This window comes from Ralstonia sp. 24A2, assembly GCF_051783885.1.
Taxonomy (GTDB): Bacteria; Pseudomonadota; Gammaproteobacteria; order Burkholderiales; family Burkholderiaceae; genus Ralstonia.
Genome location: NZ_JBPVZD010000002.1, coordinates 1,991,722 through 2,008,409 on the forward strand (window position 1 = coordinate 1,991,722; position 16,688 = coordinate 2,008,409).

Sequence of the window (16,688 nt, forward strand, 5' to 3'; positions counted from 1 at the left end):
GCAAAGACCGCTCGCTGCTTGGGCGGTTTTTTTTGTGCGCTGGGAAGTTCACATTTGCGGCGGTTGAGCGTTTGCGATGTGCATATTTCTAAAAACAGGATTAAGTCGTACGTTAAGTGGCCGATAAGACGGACGCGGTGGCTCAGATGCCGCCGACATTGCATGCCTCCACAAGAGGCGCGCGATGCTGCCCGCGCAGTCGTCTGACCCGGAACACCATGAAACTTGCACTCAAACTCCCCCTGGCCTTTGCCGCCGCATTGCTGTTGATGTTCGCCGGGGCCATCTACGGCATTGCCTCCCTCAATCACTCGATCGTCGAATACAACACCACCGTCCAGGCCCGTGCCGCCGACGAGCGCGCGGTGACGAAGATGCTCGTCACCTTCAAGACCCAGGTGCAGGAGTGGAAAGACACCCTGCTGCGCGGTGAAGACCCCAACAAGCTGGACAAGTATTGGGGTGCCTTCCTCACGCGCGAGCAGGCTGTGAATGACCAGGCAAAGGTGCTGCAGGCCGCGCTGCCGCCCGGCAAGAGCCGGGACTTGATCAGCCAATTTGCCGCCGCGCATACCACCATGGGCGAGGGCTATCGCAAGGGCCACGACATGTTTGTGGCGGCGTCGTTTGACCCGACGGTGGGCGACAAGGTCGTGGCCGGTGTGGATCGTGAACCCGCGCGCCTGCTGGATGAGGCCGCCGCTGAAATTGCCGCGGAAAGCACGGCGGTGTCGACCAAGACCGCCGAGGCTGCACATACCGCATTGATCGTGAGCGTGGTGCTGATGCTGGTTGCGTTCGGGCTGGGCCTGGGTGGCGCATTCCTGTTCAGCCGCTCGATCACGCGGCCGCTGTCGCGCGCGGTGGATGTTGCCAGCGCCGTCTCGCACGGTAATCTGGCCAATGTGTTTGAAGCGCGCGGTACGGATGAAATTGCCCAACTGCTGGTTGCCCTGAGGGACATGCAGCGCAGCCTCGCCAACGTGGTGAGCGAAGTGCGTCGCAATGCCGAGGGTGTGGCTTCCGCCAGTTCGCAGATCGCTTCGGGCAATCTGAATCTCTCGTCACGCACGGAAGAGCAGGCGGCGTCGCTGGAAGAAACCGCCGCCAACATGGGCGAGTTGACGACTACCGTGCGCCGCAATTCGGAGAGCGCCGTGCAGGCCACCACGCTCGCCGGGCACGCATCGGATACGGCTGCGCGCGGTGGTCAAGTGATGAGCGATGTGGTGCAGACTATGCAGGGCATCTCGGAGAGTTCTACCAAGGTGGGCGAGATCATCGGCGTGATCGACAGCATTGCGTTTCAGACCAACATCCTGGCGCTGAACGCCGCAGTGGAAGCCGCGCGCGCCGGCGAGCAGGGACGTGGTTTTGCCGTGGTGGCGGGCGAGGTGCGCACGCTGGCCCAACGCAGTGCGTCGGCGGCCAAGGAGATCAAGGGACTGATTGGTCAGTCGACCGAGCGCGTGGAGGCTGGTGCGAAGCTGGTGCAGGAGGCTGGCGTCATCATTGATGACATCGTTGCCTCGGTGCATCGCGTGACGCAGATCGTGTCAGAGATTTCGTCCGCGTCGGCAGAGCAAAGCACCGGCATCGAGCAGGTGAACATCGCTGTCGGCCAGATCGAGGAAGTGACGCAGCAGAACGCTGCACTGGTGGAGGAAGCTTCAGCCGCCGCGCAGGCAATGGCGGATCAGGCTGATGCGCTGCGTCGCGCGGTCGCCATCTTCAAGCTGGACGGCACTGCGATGCCCGCGTAGCCCAGGGGCGACGCCCAGAAAGAAAAAAGCCGTTCAGCGCAAACTGAACGGCTTTTTGTTGGGTATCGGCAGCTTACGCCGACGGCGGCACGTAGCCCGAAGCCTCGTCGGCGCCTTCGCCAAAGAAGTACTTCTCGGTCTGCTTGAGCAAGTATTGGCGTGCGCGCGAATCCGCCATGTTCAGGCGGTTTTCGTTGATCAGCATGGTTTGGTGCTTAAGCCAGCCGGCCCACGCTTCTTTCGAGACGCTTTGCCAGATTTTCTTGCCCAGTTCGCCGGGCAGGGGCGGGAAGTCGAGGCCTTCGGCTTCCTTGTCGAGCTTGATGCAGTGGACCATGCGGGCCATGGGGATTCCTCTTGTGTGGCGGAAGCGCCGCTTGTGTGCGACGCGGGTGGCGCTATTGTAAAGGCCGCGCGCCGCCGGGCTCTGATACCAAGGCGGCGCCCGGGGATTTACAGCTTCTTCATCAGCACCATCGAGCGCCGCTGCCAGTTGTAGAGCTTGCGGCGATCTTCCGGCAGATCATCCACCGTGGCGCGCACGAATCCGCGCTTGAGGAACCAGTGTTCCGTGCGCGTGGTGAGCACGAACAGGCGCTTGAGGCCCAGTGCGCGGGCGCGAACTTCCGTGTGCTTGAGCAGGCGTTCGCCGTCGCCAGTGCCCTGGCTGTCGGGGGAGACGATCAGGCAGGCCATTTCGGCCATGCCGTCCTTCGGGTACGGATACAGCGCCACACAGCCAAAGATGATGCCGTCGTGCTCGATGACCGAGAAGTTGGTGATGTCGCGTTCCAGCAGCCGGCGCTCGCGCGGCACCAGCGTGCCGTCGGCTTCCAGCGGTTCGATCAGTGAGACGATGCCGCCCACGTCGTCCAGCGTGGCGTCGCGCAGGTATTCCAGATCGGTGTGCGACACCATGGTGCCTACGCCGTCGTGCAGGAACAGTTCCAGCAGGATGCTGCCGTCCAGCGCAAACGGGATCACGTGTGCCCGGCGCACGCCGCCGCGCATCGCCTTGACGATGTGCTGCAGGTAATAGGCCGTGTCGTGCGAGAGGCTGCCATCACGTAGGCGTTCGATGGCCGTTTCCATCGACAGGTCCTGCTGCAGCTTGCCCACGCGGTCCATGATGCCCGGCAGCTCGGTGATGAAGATCAGCTTGTCGGCCTTGAGCGCCGTGGCCGTATTGGCCGCCACATCTTCCATCGACAGGTTGAACGCCTGCCCCGTGGGCGAAAAGCCCAGCGGCGAGAGCAGCACGATCTTGCGGTTGGCCAGCGAATGCTGGATCGACTCCGCATCGATCTTGCGCACCAGCCCCGTGTGCTGGAAATCCACGCCGTTGACGATGCCTACCGGCCGCGCCGTCACAAAGTTGCCGGACACCACCGACATGCGTGCGCCGGCCATCGGTGTGTTGGGCAGGCCCTGGCTGAAGGCGGCTTCGATGTCCAGGCGCAACTCGCCCGAGGCTTCCTTGGCGGATTCCAGCGCGGCGGCGTCCGTCACGCGCACGCCATCCACGAACTGGGTTTGCACGTTGCGCAGCGCGAGTTGCTCTTCCACCTGCGGGCGCGAGCCGTGCACCAGCACGATGCGCATGCCCATGGCGTGCAGCAGGGCGATGTCATTGACCAGCCAGCCGAGCATGCCGGCCTGGACCAGCTCGCCGCCAAAGCCGATGACGAAGGTCTTGTCGCGGAAGGCGTGGATATACGGTGCCACCTCGCGCAGCCAATCGACGAACTGCCGCTGCTCGGGCGTGGGCGAAATCGGGGAGAGGTCGACAGGGGCGGGCGTGTGCGCCACCAGCGAAACGCCGGGAGCGGGGGCGGAGGAACGAGCAGTCACGGGCGGATGGGGCGTGTGGCGCAAGGGTGGGCCCAGGACTGCGGCCGGTGCAGGAAAGATGCGCGGATTATAATCCCGCCCGATGTCAGATTCCCACGCCAAGCCGCAGTCTGCGGCGCCCTCCCGACCCCTGCCGAAAGACACCCCGCCGCCCGAGCGCAAGCCCGGCGGCAATGGCCGTCCGCAGCGTCGTCCGAAGCCCACGCCGGAAGAACTCGCCGCCGCGCTGGAGGCACGCCGCGCACGCGCCAACCGCGTCCCGCCGATCACGTTTCCCGAGGCGCTGCCCGTGTCGGCCCGGCGCGACGAGATCGCTGAGGCTATCGCCGCCAACCAGGTGGTGATCGTCTCGGGCGAGACCGGTTCGGGCAAGACCACGCAGTTGCCGAAGATCTGCCTGTCGATCGGGCGGGGCATTGGCGCGGGCGGTACCGGGCTGATTGGCCACACGCAGCCGCGCCGGATTGCCGCCACATCGACGGCCAAGCGCATTGCGCAGGAGATCGGCACGCCGGTGGGCGAACACGTGGGCTATCAGGTGCGCTTTAACGATGCGCTGTCGGCCGGCGCGTCGGTCAAGCTGATGACCGACGGCATCTTGCTGGCCGAGACGCAGAACGATCCGCTGCTGCGCGCGTACGACACGATCATCATCGATGAGGCGCACGAACGCAGCCTCAATATCGATTTCCTGATCGGCTATCTGAAGCAGCTCCTGCCGCGCCGGCCCGACCTGAAGATCATCATCACCTCGGCGACCATCGACGCGCAGCGCTTTGCCGAGCACTTTGCTGGGCCAAAGGGTCCGGCGCCCGTCATTGAAGTCAGCGGACGGCTGTATCCGGTGGAAGTGCGCTATCGCCCCGTGCAGCGCGACGAGAAAGACAAGGAGCGCGATCTCTACGAAGCCCTCGTCGACGCGGTGGACGAACTCGCCCGCGAAGGTTCCGGCGACGTGCTGATCTTCCTGCCGGGCGAGCGCGAGATTCGCGAGGCGGCCGAGGCGTTGCGTAAGCACCATCCGGCGCATACCGAGATCCTGCCGCTGTTCGCTCGGTTGTCCGTGCAAGAGCAGGAGCGCGTGTTCCGCCCGTCCAACGCGCGGCGCATCGTGCTGGCGACCAACGTGGCCGAGACCTCGCTCACGGTACCGGGCATCCGCTACGTGGTCGACACGGGGCTGGCGCGCGTCAAGCGCTATTCGTATCGCAACAAGGTCGAGCAGTTGCAGATCGAGCCGGTGTCGCAGGCCGCCGCTAACCAGCGCGCGGGCCGTTGCGGCCGTGTGGCCGATGGCGTGTGTATCCGCCTGTATGAAGAGTCGGATTTCATTGCACGGCCGCGCTTTACCGATCCGGAAATCCTGCGCTCGTCGCTGGCGGCGGTCATCCTGCGCATGAAGGCGCTGCGGCTGACCGATGTCGAGCAATTCCCCTTCATCGAACCGCCGCTGGGCCGTGCGATTGCCGATGGCTACCAGCTCCTGCAGGAGCTTGGTGCCGTCGACGATGAAAATGCGCTGACCCCGCTAGGTAAGCAGGTCGCCCGCCTGCCGCTGGACCCGCGTGTGGCCCGGATGATCCTGGCCGGGCGCGATCACCAATGCCTGCGCGAGATGCTCATCATCGCGAGCGCGTTGTCGGTGCAGGACCCGCGTGAGCGCCCGCAGGAACTGCAGCAGCAAGCTGACCAAGCACACCGGCTATTTGCCGACGAGAAATCGGAATTCCTCGGCTGGGTGAAGCTGTGGAAGTGGTTTGAAGAGGCCGTCGCCCATAAGAAGTCGAACAAGCAGTTGCAGGACCAGTGCCGCTCGCACTTCCTGTCGCATGTCCGGTTGCGCGAGTGGCGCGATGTGCATTCGCAACTGCACACCACGGTGGCGGAGCAGGGCTGGAAGCTTAATGAATCCGAACCGACCTACGAGCAGCTGCATCTGGCGCTGCTGACGGGGTTGCTCGGCAACATCGGCGTGCGCATTGAAGAGGCGGATGGGAAAGGCCGCGAATATCTCGGTGCGCGCGGCATCAAGTTCTTCCTGTGGCCGGGTTCGGTGATCGCGCGCAAGGCCGGCAAGTGGGTTGTGGGTGGCGAGCTGATCGAGACCAGTCGCCTGTTCGGCCGCACACTGGCGCGCATCGAGCCGGAATGGGTGGAGAAGGTCGGCGCGCACCTGCTGAAGGTGTCGTGGAGCGATCCGCACTGGGAAAAGAAGGCCGGCCAGGTGATGGCCTTCGAGCGCGGCACGCTGTACGGCCTGCCAATCTATCAGCAGCGCCGCGTGCATTTCGGGCCGATGCAGCCGAAGGAAGCGCGCGAGATGTTCATCCGCCGCGCGCTGGTCGACGGCGAATTCGAAACGCGCCTGCCGTTCTTCACGCACAACCAGCGCTTGGTGCGCGAGATCGAGAACCTCGAACACAAGTCCCGCCGGCAAGACGTGCTGGTGGACGACGAGCTGATCTACGCGTTCTACGACAGCCAGATCCCAGCCGACATCTACAACACGGTGTCGTTCGAAGGCTGGTATGCCGAGGCCGCCAACGCACATGGCAAGGGCGGCCAGAAACTGCTGTATCTGAATCGCGATGACCTGATGCGGCACGAAGCGGCCGGCATCACCACCGACCTGTTCCCCAAGACGTTGCCGATTGCCGGCATCGACATGGGCCTGACCTATCACTTCGAGCCCGGCAGCCCGCGCGACGGCGTGACGCTCACGGTGCCGCTGTACGCGCTCAACCAAGTGCCTGCGCAGCGGGCCGAATGGCTGGTGCCGGGCATGCTCAAGGAGAAGGTGCATCTGCTCCTGAAGAGCCTGCCGCAGAAGCTGCGCCGCCACTGCGTGCCGCTGCCGGACTACGCTGCGGGCTTTGTCTCGCGCACGCGGCTGGGCGAAGGCGATTTGCTCGACCGCCTGATCGCCGACGTGCGCGAGCAGACGAGCACAGCGCTCAAGCGCGCCGACTTCAAGCTCGAAACGCTGCCTGCGCATCACTTCATGAACTTCAAAGTGATCGACGAGCATGGCCGGCAGCTCGACATGGGCCGCAATCTGGCCCAGTTGCGCGCTGAATTGGGTGGACGCGCACAGCAGACGTTCCAGTCGATCGCCGCCCAGGATGCGGCTGTGGTGGGTGCTCAGGCGGAGAACGCCAGGCCCGGCAAGTCTGGCAAGTCGGAGGCCCCGGCCAACGCCGCGCTGTACTCCGGCCTGACCACCTGGAACTTCGGCGTGCTGCCCGAGCTTCTGGAAGTCCGCAAGGGCAGCCAGACGCTGTTCGGCTATCCAGCACTCGTCGATGCGGGCGACCACTGTGATGTGGAAGTCTTCGACGATCCGGCCGAGGCCGCGCGCATCCATCGCCTGGGCCTGCGCCGGTTGTTTGCAATCCAACTGCGCGAGCCGTTGAAGTACCTGGAAAAGAACATCCCGGGCCTGTCGCAGATGGCGATCCAGTTCATGAACCTGGGCACGCAGGATGAACTGCGCGAGCAGATCCTGGATGCCACGCTGGAGCGTGCCTGCCTGCAAGACCCGCTCCCGACGGATGACGCCAGCTTCGGCGCCCGCAAGGACGAAAGTCGCGCCCGCCTGACGTTGCTGGCGCAGGAGATCGCGCGGCTGGTCGGCGCGATCCTGGCGGAATACGCCCAGATGCCGCGCAAGCTGCAGATCGCCAAGCCGTTTGCCGCCGCTTATACAGATATTGACGCGCAGCTGAAAACGCTGGTGCACAAGCGCTTCATCGAGGCGACGCCGTATGCGCAGTTGACGCACTTCCCGCGTTACCTAAAGGGCATCGCGCTGCGCATCGACAAGCTCAAGGCGGACCCGACGCGCGATACGCAGCGCATGCAGGAAATGGCGCCGCTTGTCCAGCAATACCAACGCGCCGAGAAGGCGCTGCGTGTGCAAGGGCAGGGCGGCAATGACCCGCGCATGGAGGAATTCCGCTGGATGCTGGAGGAGTTGCGCATCGCCCTGTTCGCACAGGAGTTGCGTACGCCGGTGCCGATGTCGGTCAAGCGGCTGCAGAAGGTGTGGGAATCGATGCAGCGCTAGTTGCTGCTGCCTTGTTGGATGCGGGGAAAGTTCCCGCTTTCTTTTTTTGATTTGTGTCAGCGATGCAATAAGAGCAGCCGTTAAAATGGCTGGCTAAGTTGCTGAATCTTCTCGTTATGTCTGCCTCGCGCGCCTCGTTTGCCTCCCGTTGGTTTTCCACGCTTGTCCTGTCGGCCGCTGCCTTGATGGCGGCGCACGCGGCGCGTGCTGAAGTCGTCACTGTGCTCAACTCGGGCGACGCCAGCGTCTCTCTGATCGACAAAGACACCCGCAAGGTGCTGGAGACGTTCCCGATCGGCAAGGAGCCGCACCACCTGATCGCCACGCCTGATGAAAAGTCGCTGATTGTTGCCAACGCGGTCGGCAATGATCTGGTGTTCCTGGACCCCGTGACCGGCAAGATCCAGCAGCGCGTGCCGCGCATCGACGATCCGTACCAGATCGGCTTCTCGCCCGACCAGAAGTGGTTTCTGACCACTGGCAACCGCCTGGACCGCGTTGACATCTATCGCTGGGATGGCCACGCGCTCACGATCGCCAAGCAAATCCCGGCAGCCAAGACGCCCAGCCATATCGCCTTTACGGCAGACAGCAAGATTGCCTTCATTACGGTACAGGACTCCAACGAGGTGATGGCCATCGATCTGCCCACGCAGACCGTGATGTGGCGCATGACCATTGGCTCCGCACCGGCCGGCGTCTGGGTCACGACGGATCAGAAATACCTGCTGGTTGGTATGACCGGCGCCGATTACGTTGAGGTGATCGACTGGCGCAACCGCACCAGCGTCAAGCGCATCCCGACGGGTAAGGGCGCGCACAATTTCCGTGCACTGGGCGACAAGCGCCATCTGTTCCTGTCGAACCGCGTGTCGGGCACGATCAGCATCATCGATCAGCAAACGCTGACTAAGGTGGGCGATATTACCGGCCTGCCGCCGGGCCCGGATGACATGGAGTTGACCGCCGACGGCAAGCAGCTCTGGGTGACCTGCCGCTGGGCCAAGCGTGTGGCGATCGTCGACGTGGCGAGCCGCAAGGTGGTGGAAGAGATCAAGGTCGGGCGCTCGCCGCACGGCATCTACTTCCGCTCGCGCGCGCCGCTCCTCTAAAGCGTGACCATCATGAAAACTGGCCTGTCGATGCTTCATGGTGTGGCCAAAGCGGCGGCCGCTACCGTGGCGCTGGGGCTGTGCGCGCTGGCCTCGGCCGCCCCGGGTGGCGTTAACGCCGGCGCGTGCAAAGGCACCGTCTACCTGACGTTCGACACGGGCAGCATGAGCCAGGCGCAGTTGATTGCCGACACACTGCGCCGCCATCGCATCCACGCCACGTTCTTCCTCGCCAACGAGAAGACGATCAATGGCGACAGCACGCTGGATGACGGCTGGGCACCGTACTGGAAGTCGCTCGCTGCGGATGGCCATGCCTTCGGCACACACACCTTCGACCACGTCTACTACAAGGGCGAAGTTGGCGCCGGCAAGGTCCGCTTCCGCCCGCAGTTTGGCGAGCAGGGCGGCCGCAACGTCGTTTGGGGCGAGCCCGAATTCTGCGCCGAACTCAAGCACAGCGCCGAGCGCTTCAAGGTCATGACCGGCCAGCCGATGGACCCGTTGTGGCGTGCGCCAGGCGGCCATCTCTCGGCCACCACCGAGGGCTGGGCCAAGCAATGTGGGTTTGCTCACGTGGCGTGGGCGCCCGCCGGTTTCCTCGGCGACGAGCTGCCGTCCGAGCGCTATCCAAACGACGCGCTGCTGCAAAAGGCGCTGTCCAACCTGCGCGATGGCGACATCACGATGGCGCACCTGGGCATCTGGTCGCGCAAGGACCCATGGGCGCCCGCCGACCTGGAGCCACTGATCACCGGTCTGGAGCACAAGGGTTTCTGTTTCGCCACGCTGCGCGATCATCCGCAGTACAAGGCCTGGCTTGCTGCCCATTCGGCCAAACCCGCAGCGGCCCGCTGACATGTTCGACTGGATTGCCGACACCTTCACGCAAGCGCAGGATGTGCTGTTCCAGCACATCGTGATGCCGCTCACCTATGCCATTGGCCTGGGTGGCTACGTTGAGGATGCGTACCCCGGCACCGAATGGCTGCTGATGGGGCTGGTACAGATCGCCGTGCTGCTGCTGATCTTCCGCCCGCTGGAGCGCTGGCGCCCGGTGGAGCCGATGCACGACCGCAAGGCCGTGCGCGCCGACATCTTCTACACGCTGTTCCACCGCCTCGGCTTCTTTCCGCTGCTGATGTTCTTCACGCTGCAGCCGCTGATTGACGACTTGGACGGCAAGCTGCGTTTCTGGGGCTGGGCGCACCTGAACGTGGAAGATTGGTGGCCGGGTGTTACTTCAGTCGCCATTGTCAGCTTCCTGATCTATCTGGTGCTGTTCGATCTGCTCGACTACTGGTACCACCGCCTGTCGCACAAATTCCACTGGTGGTGGAACCTGCATTCGCTGCACCACAGTCAGCAGCAGATGACGCTGTGGTCGGATGACCGCAACCACATCCTCGACGATGTGTTGCGGGGGGCGGTGTTCGCCATCGCGGCGCTGGCCATTGGCGTGGAGCCGTCGCAGTACGTGCTCCTGGTTGCTGTCTCGCAATTGCTGCAGAGCCTGCAACACGCCAACGTGCGGTTGCATTTCGGTTGGCTGGGCGAGCGACTGTTGATCTCTCCGCGCTTTCACCGTCTGCACCACGCCATCGGCCTGGGGCATGAGGTGCCAGGCAAGCCGGGTGTGCTGGGCGGCTGCAACTTCGGCGTGTTGTTCCCGTGGTGGGACATGTTGTTCGGCACCGCCATCTTCTCGCCTGAGTACCACGCGACCGGTATCCGCGATCAGCTTCCGGCACCACAGGGCCGCTCGCGCGACTACGGGCGCGGCGTGCTGCGCCAGCAGTGGTTGGGCTTCAAGCGTCTGATTGGCCGCGCCTGAGGTGGCGCAGGCGGCATGTCGGCCCGCTGTGCTAGGCTGTCCGCTCCCTGATTTCCCGATTCCCGCATGAACGACCTGATTCGCTCGTTTGGCCGCGCGCTGCTTTCGCAACTGCATCCGCGCATGCTGTTCCTGACGGTGCTGCCGTTTGTTGTGGCTCTGGCCGTGTGGGGCGCCGTCCTGTACTTCGGCTGGGATGCAATGAACGGCATGGCGAGGGACGCCGTGGAAAGCTGGACGTTCATGGGTTGGATCAAGAGCGGCCTGGGTGCCATCGGCATGTCGGGTTTGTGGTCGGCCATCGCGCCGCTGCTGGTCATTACGCTGCTGGTGCCGGTGATCGTCGTGTCGATCCTCGTTTTTGTGAGCGTGACAGCAGTGCCGCCGGTCATGCGGTTTCTGGATCGCAGCTACCCGCAGCTTGAGCGCCGCAAGGGCGGCTCGATGGTGGGTAGCGTGATGCATGCGCTGCTGTGTACGCTGGTGTTTATCCTGGTGGCCATCGTCACGCTGCCGCTGTGGCTGATTCCGCCGTTCTTCGCGCTGATCCCCCCGTTGCTGTGGGGTTGGCTGACCTACCGCCTGATGACTTACGACGCGCTGGCCGACCACGCCACGCCGGAAGAGCGCCGCGCGATCATGCAGCGCTATCGGCTGCCGTTGCTGGGCATCGGCATCGCGGTCGGCATGCTGGGCTCGGCACCGACACTGCTGTGGGTGTCGTCGGTGGTGACGATTGTGCTGTTCCCGATCATCGCCATTGCCGTCATCTGGCTGTACGTGTTGATCTTCATTTTCTCGGCGCTGTGGTTCGGCCATTTCTGCCTGCGTGCGCTTACGCGCCTGCGTGCCGAGGCACCGCCCGCACGCATGGTCGAAGCGTCCATCATCGACGTGACCCCCATCGAATTGCCCCGCGAGTAAGCGAGCAACAAGGACTGACATGGCCTTCGGCATGATCATCATTGGCGACGAGATTCTCTCCGGCCGCCGCGAAGACAAGCACCTGCGTAAGCTGATCGAAGTGCTGGGCGAGCGCGGCCTGGCGCTGGAGTGGGCCGAATACGTCGGCGATCAGCCTGCGCGCATCACCAGCGTGCTCAAGCGCACGCTCGCCGGCGACGACGTGGTGTTCTGCACCGGCGGCATCGGCGCCACGCCCGATGACCACACGCGCCAATGCGCCGCTGCCGCGCTGGGCGTACCGCTGGCGTTGCATCCGGAAGCGCGCGAGCTGATCGCACAGCGCATCGCCGATACCGCCGCAGGTGATCCAGTCAAGGCAGATCTGTCGACACCCGAGAACCAGCATCGCTTCAAGATGGGCGAGTTCCCGCAGGGCGCGCGCATCATCCCGAACAGCTACAACCGCATCCCGGGGTTCTCGGTGGCGCATCACCATTTCATGCCGGGCTTTCCGGTGATGGCGTGGCCGATGATGGAGTGGGTGCTCGACACTTACTACGCCGATCAATTCCACCGCGCCCCGCGCGAAGAGCGTTCGTTCCTGGTGTTCGGTCTGCCGGAGTCGCGCCTCACGCCGCTGATGGAGCGCATCGAAGCCGAGTTCGAGAGCGTGAAGGTCTTCAGCTTGCCCAGCGTGGGCGATGCATCGCGCGGCGAGCGCTATGCCCGTTCGCACATCGACCTGGGTGTGAAGGGCTCACCCGAAGCCGTGGCGCGCGCCTATGCGGTGCTGCGCGAAGGTGCGCTGGCGCTAGGCGGCGAGATCATTGAAGCGGACGCCGCAACGGCGTCCTGAGCATCTTGAATTCCGTGGGTGGCCTTAGGCGCCGTGCCACGGCAAACCGCGGAAGCACCAGCCTTCCACCGTCTTGCGATGGCCTTCGCTGTCCTTGGCGCCTTCAAAGCCCTCCAGTACATCCATCGCCAACGTGTAGCCGGCCTGTGCAGCCGCTACGGCGGCGTGCTTGGAGCGCGCTGCGCTTCGGCACAGGAACAGCACCGGCACGTCTTTCGGTACGGCCGCTTCCAGTGCGCTGAGGAAGTTCGGATTGCGCACGCCGCCCGGGTACTGGTTCCACTCTACGTGTGTGAACTGATCGGGCGCCACGTCTGGCGTGCCGACCCAGTCCAGTTCAGCGCGCGTGCGCACGTCCACCAGATGCGCTTGCGGATCGGCGGCGAGCAGGGCGGCGGCTTCTTGCGGCGACAGGGCGCCGAAGTACTGGAGCTGGTCGGCCTCGCGGCGGGCGGTGGCCGCTTCCAGCAGGGACTCGCGGGTGAGTGTGGTGGCAGTCATGGCAATCGGCAAAAGGTAAAACAATCATTCTAGCGTTGCCGTCACGTGATGCAGGTGTAATTCACCGAAACGGTGCGCGCACTACTGTTGTGCACAAAAGTGGGGCCGCAACGGTTTTTGTGCACCGTCGTTGTGCGTTGACTATCCTGCCTGAACAGCTGGGCTCCCGTGTGGCCAATTCAGACCAAGGTGTTTGCACCGGCGTCTTGATGCCATCGCACCGTGTCAGGCATGGGCTGGCGCAGCACTGCACTATTTGCGGGAGCGCATGCCCGTCATCGGGTCGACACTGGCATGCTTTCTGCTAAGATTCCCGCGGTCTTTTCCGGGGTGTTCGGTGGTGCAGGACATCCTGGCGAGAAGAAGATGTTTCGGGGGTGAGGGCGATCGCAGCGATCCGTCACACAACCGGCTCACAATACTTTGCGTTATTGCGCTACCAGGAGAATGGCATGTCCCAAAGCATTGCAGACGTGATGAAGCTCGTGAAGGAAAACGACGTCAAGTTCGTCGATTTCCGCTTCACCGATACCAAGGGTAAAGAGCAGCACGTCTCGGTTCCCGTGTCGCATTTCGACGAAGACAAGTTCGAAAGCGGCCACGCATTCGACGGTTCGTCGATCGCCGGCTGGAAGGGCATCGAAGCGTCGGACATGCTGCTGGTTCCGGATGCAAACACCGCCCACGTCGACCCGTTCTATGAAGAACCGACGCTGGTGCTGACCTGCGACGTGGTTGAGCCGTCGGACGGCAAGGGCTACGACCGCGACCCCCGCTCGATCGCCAAGCGCGCTGAAGCCTACCTGAAGAGTACCGGCCTGGGCGACACCGCCTTCTTCGGTCCGGAACCCGAATTCTTCATCTTTGACGGCGTGACCTGGAACATCGACATGCAGGGTTGCTTCGTGAAGATCCAATCCGAAGAAGCACCGTGGTCGTCGGGCAAGGATTTCGAACACGGCAACTCGGGCCATCGTCCGGGCAAGAAGGGCGGCTATTTCCCGGTCGCCCCGATCGACACGTTCCAGGACATCCGTTCGGAAATGTGCCTGATCCTGGAATCGCTGGGCATTCCGGTTGAAGTGCACCACCACGAAGTGGCTGGCCAGGGCCAGAACGAAATCGGCACGAAGTTCAGCACGCTGGTGCAGCGCGCGGACTGGACCCAACTGCAGAAGTACGTGATCCAGAACGTCGCGCACACCTACGGCAAGACCGCTACGTTCATGCCGAAGCCGGTCGTGGGCGACAACGGTTCGGGCATGCACGTTCACCAGTCGGTGTGGAAGGACGGCCAGAACCTGTTCGCAGGCAACGGCTACGCCGGTCTGTCGGAATTCGCGCTGTACTACATCGGCGGCATCATCAAGCACGCTCGTGCGCTGAACGCCATCACCAACCCGGGTACGAACTCGTACAAGCGTCTGGTGCCGGGCTTCGAGGCACCGGTCAAGCTGGCTTACTCGGCACGTAACCGTTCGGCTTCGATCCGTATTCCGTACGTTGCGAACCCGAAGGGCCGTCGCATCGAAACGCGCTTCCCGGATCCGCTGATGAACCCGTACCTGGGCTTCTCGGCACTGCTGATGGCTGGTCTGGACGGCGTGCAGAACAAGATCCACCCGGGCGAAGCTGCTGACAAGAACCTGTACGACCTGCCGCCGGAAGAGGATGCAAAGATCCCGACCGTGTGCTCGAGCCTGGATCAGGCCCTCGAGTACCTGGACAAGGATCGCGAGTTCCTGACCCGCGGTGGCGTGTTCTCCAACTCGATGATCGACGCCTACATCGAGCTGAAGATGGAAGAAGTCACGCGCTTCCGCATGACCACGCACCCGATTGAGTTCGACATGTACTACTCGCTGTAATTGGCGAGCGCCCCGGTCGATGTGTCGGGGCGAAGAGACGGTTGTGACGGGGAAGGGCGGCGCAGGTCGCCCTTTCTTGTTGGTGCGAGGGGTTTTGTGGCTAAATGAGCGTCCGCCGGATTCCGGCGCCCGATCGACGTTTTGCCAGGTCCCATCTCATGTTCCGTCCTTCTCCACGCATCGCATCCGGACTGCTTTCCGCCGTGGCAGCGTTTGCCGCGTTGTCCGTGCAGGCACCCGCGTACGCCGATGATGTCTATCTGTGCACGGGCCCGAACGGTGTGCCGGAGTACCGCAACAGCGGCAACACGAAGGGCTGCAAGAAGCTGACGCTGCCCGACGTGGTGACCGTGCCTGGCACGCGCAGTCCGCGCAGTGCAGGGGCCGCACCGGCACCGGCACAGAGCAATGCGGGTGGCGCCTTCCCGCGTGTGGACAGCGCAACGCAGAAGGCACGTGACGGCGAGCGCCGCCAGGTGTTGGAAACCGAGTTGGCAGACGAGGAGCGCAAGCTCCAGGCGTTGAAGGCCGAATACAACAACGGCCAGCCCGAGCGCCAGGGTAATGAACGTAACTATCAGAAGTATCTCGACCGCACCGCGCAGTTGAAGAGCGACATCGAGCGCAGCCAGGCCAATGTCGATTCCATCCGCCGGGAGTTGAGCAACCTCAAGGAGTAGCCGAGTGATGCGTCGACTGATCCGCAAAGCGGCACGCCGCGATGACCAGGAACAGACGACGCCCCCCGCGCCGTCAGTCAACGCCCGCCAGGGCATTTCCGCTGGCGACAGCATCGATGGGCCAGCGCCCATTCCGTTTTCTCATGGTGCACCGCCGTCGTACCCCGGGCTCGATGCGGTGCCCAATCCCATCCTCTTCGTCCGCCATCCGGCGCTGACGATCTTCTACGCCAACCCCGCCGCTGAAGCCGTGCTGGCCGTGTCCCGCCGACAACTGGTGGGGATGTCGCTGCACGAGCTGTTTGCCGATCCGTCCGAGCTGGCGGAGATGATCGCCACCGTGGCGGGCCGACAGTTCGACGCCAAGCGGCGCGATGTCTCGCTCGACCGCCCTGGCCATGAGCCGCTGCATGCGCATGCGGTGGTGGGTGCCGTCGACTTTGCGCCCGGCGCCGTGCTTCTGGAACTGCTGCCCAACGAGCAGAAGATCCGCAGCGAGCGCGAAGAGCGCCTGCTGGACCTGACCTCCGCCAACAAGGAGCTGATCCGCAACCTTGCGCACGAGATCAAGAACCCGCTTGGAGGAATTCGTGGCGCCGCGCAGTTGCTGGAGTTCGAGCTGCCCGAGCGTTCGCTGCGCGAGTACACGCAGGTCATCATCAAGGAGTCCGACCGGCTGCAGACCCTGGTGGACCGTCTGCTGGAGCCGCACCGGCATCCGCACATTGTGGGCGACGTGAACATCCACGAGGTGCTTGAGCGGGTGCGTTCGGTGGTGCTGGCGGAGTTTCCGCAGGGGTTGCGCATCGTGCGCGACTACGATGCCAGCCTGCCCGAGTTCCGCGGCGACAAGGAGCAGCTCATCCAGGCTGTGCTCAACATCGTCCACAACGCGGCACATGCGTTGGCGCATCGCATTGCACAAGGCGACGGCGAGATCGTGTTGCGCACGCGTGTTGCGCGGCAAGTCACGATTGCAAAACGTCTTTACAAGCTGGCATTGGACTTGCATGTGGTGGACAACGGTCCTGGGATTCCGGACGACATCCGCGAGCGCATCTTCTTCCCGCTGGTGTCCGGACGGGAAGGGGGGAGCGGGCTGGGCCTGACGCTCGCGCAGACCTTCGTGCAACAGCACGATGGCCTGATCGAGTGTGAGAGCAGGCCGGGGCAGACCGATTTCCGCATTCTTGTGCCGCTGCACTGACGCTTTATCGGCGCACACAGCGCACGAGGACCCAGGCAAAGACG

At 63.8% G+C, this 16,688-nt stretch carries 13 protein-coding genes; 10 read left to right on the top strand and 3 right to left on the bottom strand.

What is annotated here, in order from left to right; translation table 11 throughout:
• Positions 1–218: 218 nt before the first annotated feature.
• Entirely contained in the window at positions 219–1,763 is a 1,545-nt protein-coding gene (locus ACS13N_RS14200; protein WP_438932225.1) for a methyl-accepting chemotaxis protein, read from the top strand.
• A 73-nt stretch (positions 1,764–1,836) separates the two neighbouring features.
• Here the strand turns inward: ACS13N_RS14200 and ACS13N_RS14205 are convergent, their stop codons facing one another.
• Together ACS13N_RS14205 and argA are read right to left on the bottom strand one after the other, a co-directional pair.
• Positions 1,837–2,109 (bottom strand): oxidative damage protection protein, encoded by a 273-nt coding sequence (locus ACS13N_RS14205; protein WP_039596026.1) that lies wholly within the window; start codon positions 2,107–2,109, stop codon positions 1,837–1,839.
• Between the two features lie 107 nt (positions 2,110–2,216).
• Positions 2,217–3,614, bottom strand: coding sequence for an amino-acid N-acetyltransferase (gene argA / locus ACS13N_RS14210; RefSeq protein ID WP_438932226.1), 1,398 nt, complete (start codon positions 3,612–3,614; stop codon positions 2,217–2,219).
• An 82-nt stretch (positions 3,615–3,696) separates the two neighbouring features.
• Between argA and hrpA the strand changes: the two genes are divergently transcribed.
• The 6 genes from hrpA (at position 3,697) to ACS13N_RS14240 (ending at position 12,388) form a co-directional block, all read left to right on the top strand.
• Entirely contained in the window at positions 3,697–7,680 is a 3,984-nt protein-coding gene (gene hrpA, locus ACS13N_RS14215) for an ATP-dependent RNA helicase HrpA (RefSeq protein WP_438932227.1), read from the top strand.
• Positions 7,681–7,796: 116 nt separating this feature from the next.
• The gene (locus ACS13N_RS14220; protein WP_438932228.1) at positions 7,797–8,792 is read left to right on the top strand and encodes a cytochrome D1 domain-containing protein; all 996 of its coding nucleotides are present in this window, start codon (positions 7,797–7,799) and stop codon (positions 8,790–8,792) included.
• Positions 8,793–8,804: 12 nt separating this feature from the next.
• The gene (locus ACS13N_RS14225; RefSeq protein ID WP_438932229.1) at positions 8,805–9,650 is read left to right on the top strand and encodes a polysaccharide deacetylase family protein; all 846 of its coding nucleotides are present in this window, start codon (positions 8,805–8,807) and stop codon (positions 9,648–9,650) included.
• A gap of 1 nt (position 9,651) precedes the next feature.
• On the top strand, positions 9,652–10,626 hold the full coding sequence (locus ACS13N_RS14230; protein WP_438932230.1) for a sterol desaturase family protein: 975 nt from the start codon (positions 9,652–9,654) through the stop codon (positions 10,624–10,626).
• A 66-nt stretch (positions 10,627–10,692) separates the two neighbouring features.
• A complete protein-coding gene (locus tag ACS13N_RS14235) occupies positions 10,693–11,550 on the top strand; it encodes an EI24 domain-containing protein (protein ID WP_438932231.1) in 858 nt (285 codons plus the stop codon).
• A gap of 19 nt (positions 11,551–11,569) precedes the next feature.
• Complete coding sequence (locus tag ACS13N_RS14240; protein ID WP_438932232.1) at positions 11,570–12,388, top strand: competence/damage-inducible protein A; 819 nt, start codon at positions 11,570–11,572, stop codon at positions 12,386–12,388.
• A 24-nt stretch (positions 12,389–12,412) separates the two neighbouring features.
• On the opposite strand, the gene ACS13N_RS14245 is transcribed toward ACS13N_RS14240, so the two are convergent.
• Positions 12,413–12,889 (bottom strand): rhodanese-like domain-containing protein, encoded by a 477-nt coding sequence (locus ACS13N_RS14245; RefSeq protein WP_039596018.1) that lies wholly within the window; start codon positions 12,887–12,889, stop codon positions 12,413–12,415.
• A 452-nt stretch (positions 12,890–13,341) separates the two neighbouring features.
• Between ACS13N_RS14245 and ACS13N_RS14250 the strand changes: the two genes are divergently transcribed.
• From ACS13N_RS14250 to glnL, 3 genes are all read left to right on the top strand, one after another.
• Complete coding sequence (locus ACS13N_RS14250) at positions 13,342–14,757, top strand: 3-hydroxylaminophenol mutase (RefSeq protein WP_438932233.1); 1,416 nt, start codon at positions 13,342–13,344, stop codon at positions 14,755–14,757.
• Between the two features lie 158 nt (positions 14,758–14,915).
• Positions 14,916–15,437 (top strand): DUF4124 domain-containing protein, encoded by a 522-nt coding sequence (locus tag ACS13N_RS14255; protein WP_438932234.1) that lies wholly within the window; start codon positions 14,916–14,918, stop codon positions 15,435–15,437.
• A 7-nt stretch (positions 15,438–15,444) separates the two neighbouring features.
• Positions 15,445–16,644: a nitrogen regulation protein NR(II) gene (glnL, locus tag ACS13N_RS14260; protein WP_438932235.1), complete on the top strand. Its 1,200-nt coding sequence runs from the start codon at positions 15,445–15,447 to the stop codon at positions 16,642–16,644.
• The last annotated feature ends 44 nt before the right edge of the window (positions 16,645–16,688 follow it).

Bases quoted from the DNA above. Each gene is read 5' to 3' on its own strand.
- glnL (WP_438932235.1), top strand. From the start codon at position 15,445: ATGCGTCGACTGATCCGCAAAGCGGCACGCCGCGATGACCAGGAACAG.
- ACS13N_RS14220 (WP_438932228.1), top strand. From the start codon at position 7,797: ATGTCTGCCTCGCGCGCCTCGTTTGCCTCCCGTTGGTTTTCCACGCTT.
- ACS13N_RS14255 (WP_438932234.1), top strand. From the start codon at position 14,916: ATGTTCCGTCCTTCTCCACGCATCGCATCCGGACTGCTTTCCGCCGTG.
- ACS13N_RS14225 (WP_438932229.1), top strand. From the start codon at position 8,805: ATGAAAACTGGCCTGTCGATGCTTCATGGTGTGGCCAAAGCGGCGGCC.
- ACS13N_RS14250 (WP_438932233.1), top strand. From the start codon at position 13,342: ATGTCCCAAAGCATTGCAGACGTGATGAAGCTCGTGAAGGAAAACGAC.
- ACS13N_RS14205 (WP_039596026.1), bottom strand. From the start codon at position 2,109: ATGGCCCGCATGGTCCACTGCATCAAGCTCGACAAGGAAGCCGAAGGC.
- ACS13N_RS14235 (WP_438932231.1), top strand. From the start codon at position 10,693: ATGAACGACCTGATTCGCTCGTTTGGCCGCGCGCTGCTTTCGCAACTG.
- hrpA (WP_438932227.1), top strand. From the start codon at position 3,697: ATGTCAGATTCCCACGCCAAGCCGCAGTCTGCGGCGCCCTCCCGACCC.
- ACS13N_RS14200 (WP_438932225.1), top strand. From the start codon at position 219: ATGAAACTTGCACTCAAACTCCCCCTGGCCTTTGCCGCCGCATTGCTG.
- ACS13N_RS14245 (WP_039596018.1), bottom strand. From the start codon at position 12,889: ATGACTGCCACCACACTCACCCGCGAGTCCCTGCTGGAAGCGGCCACC.
- ACS13N_RS14240 (WP_438932232.1), top strand. From the start codon at position 11,570: ATGGCCTTCGGCATGATCATCATTGGCGACGAGATTCTCTCCGGCCGC.
- ACS13N_RS14230 (WP_438932230.1), top strand. From the start codon at position 9,652: ATGTTCGACTGGATTGCCGACACCTTCACGCAAGCGCAGGATGTGCTG.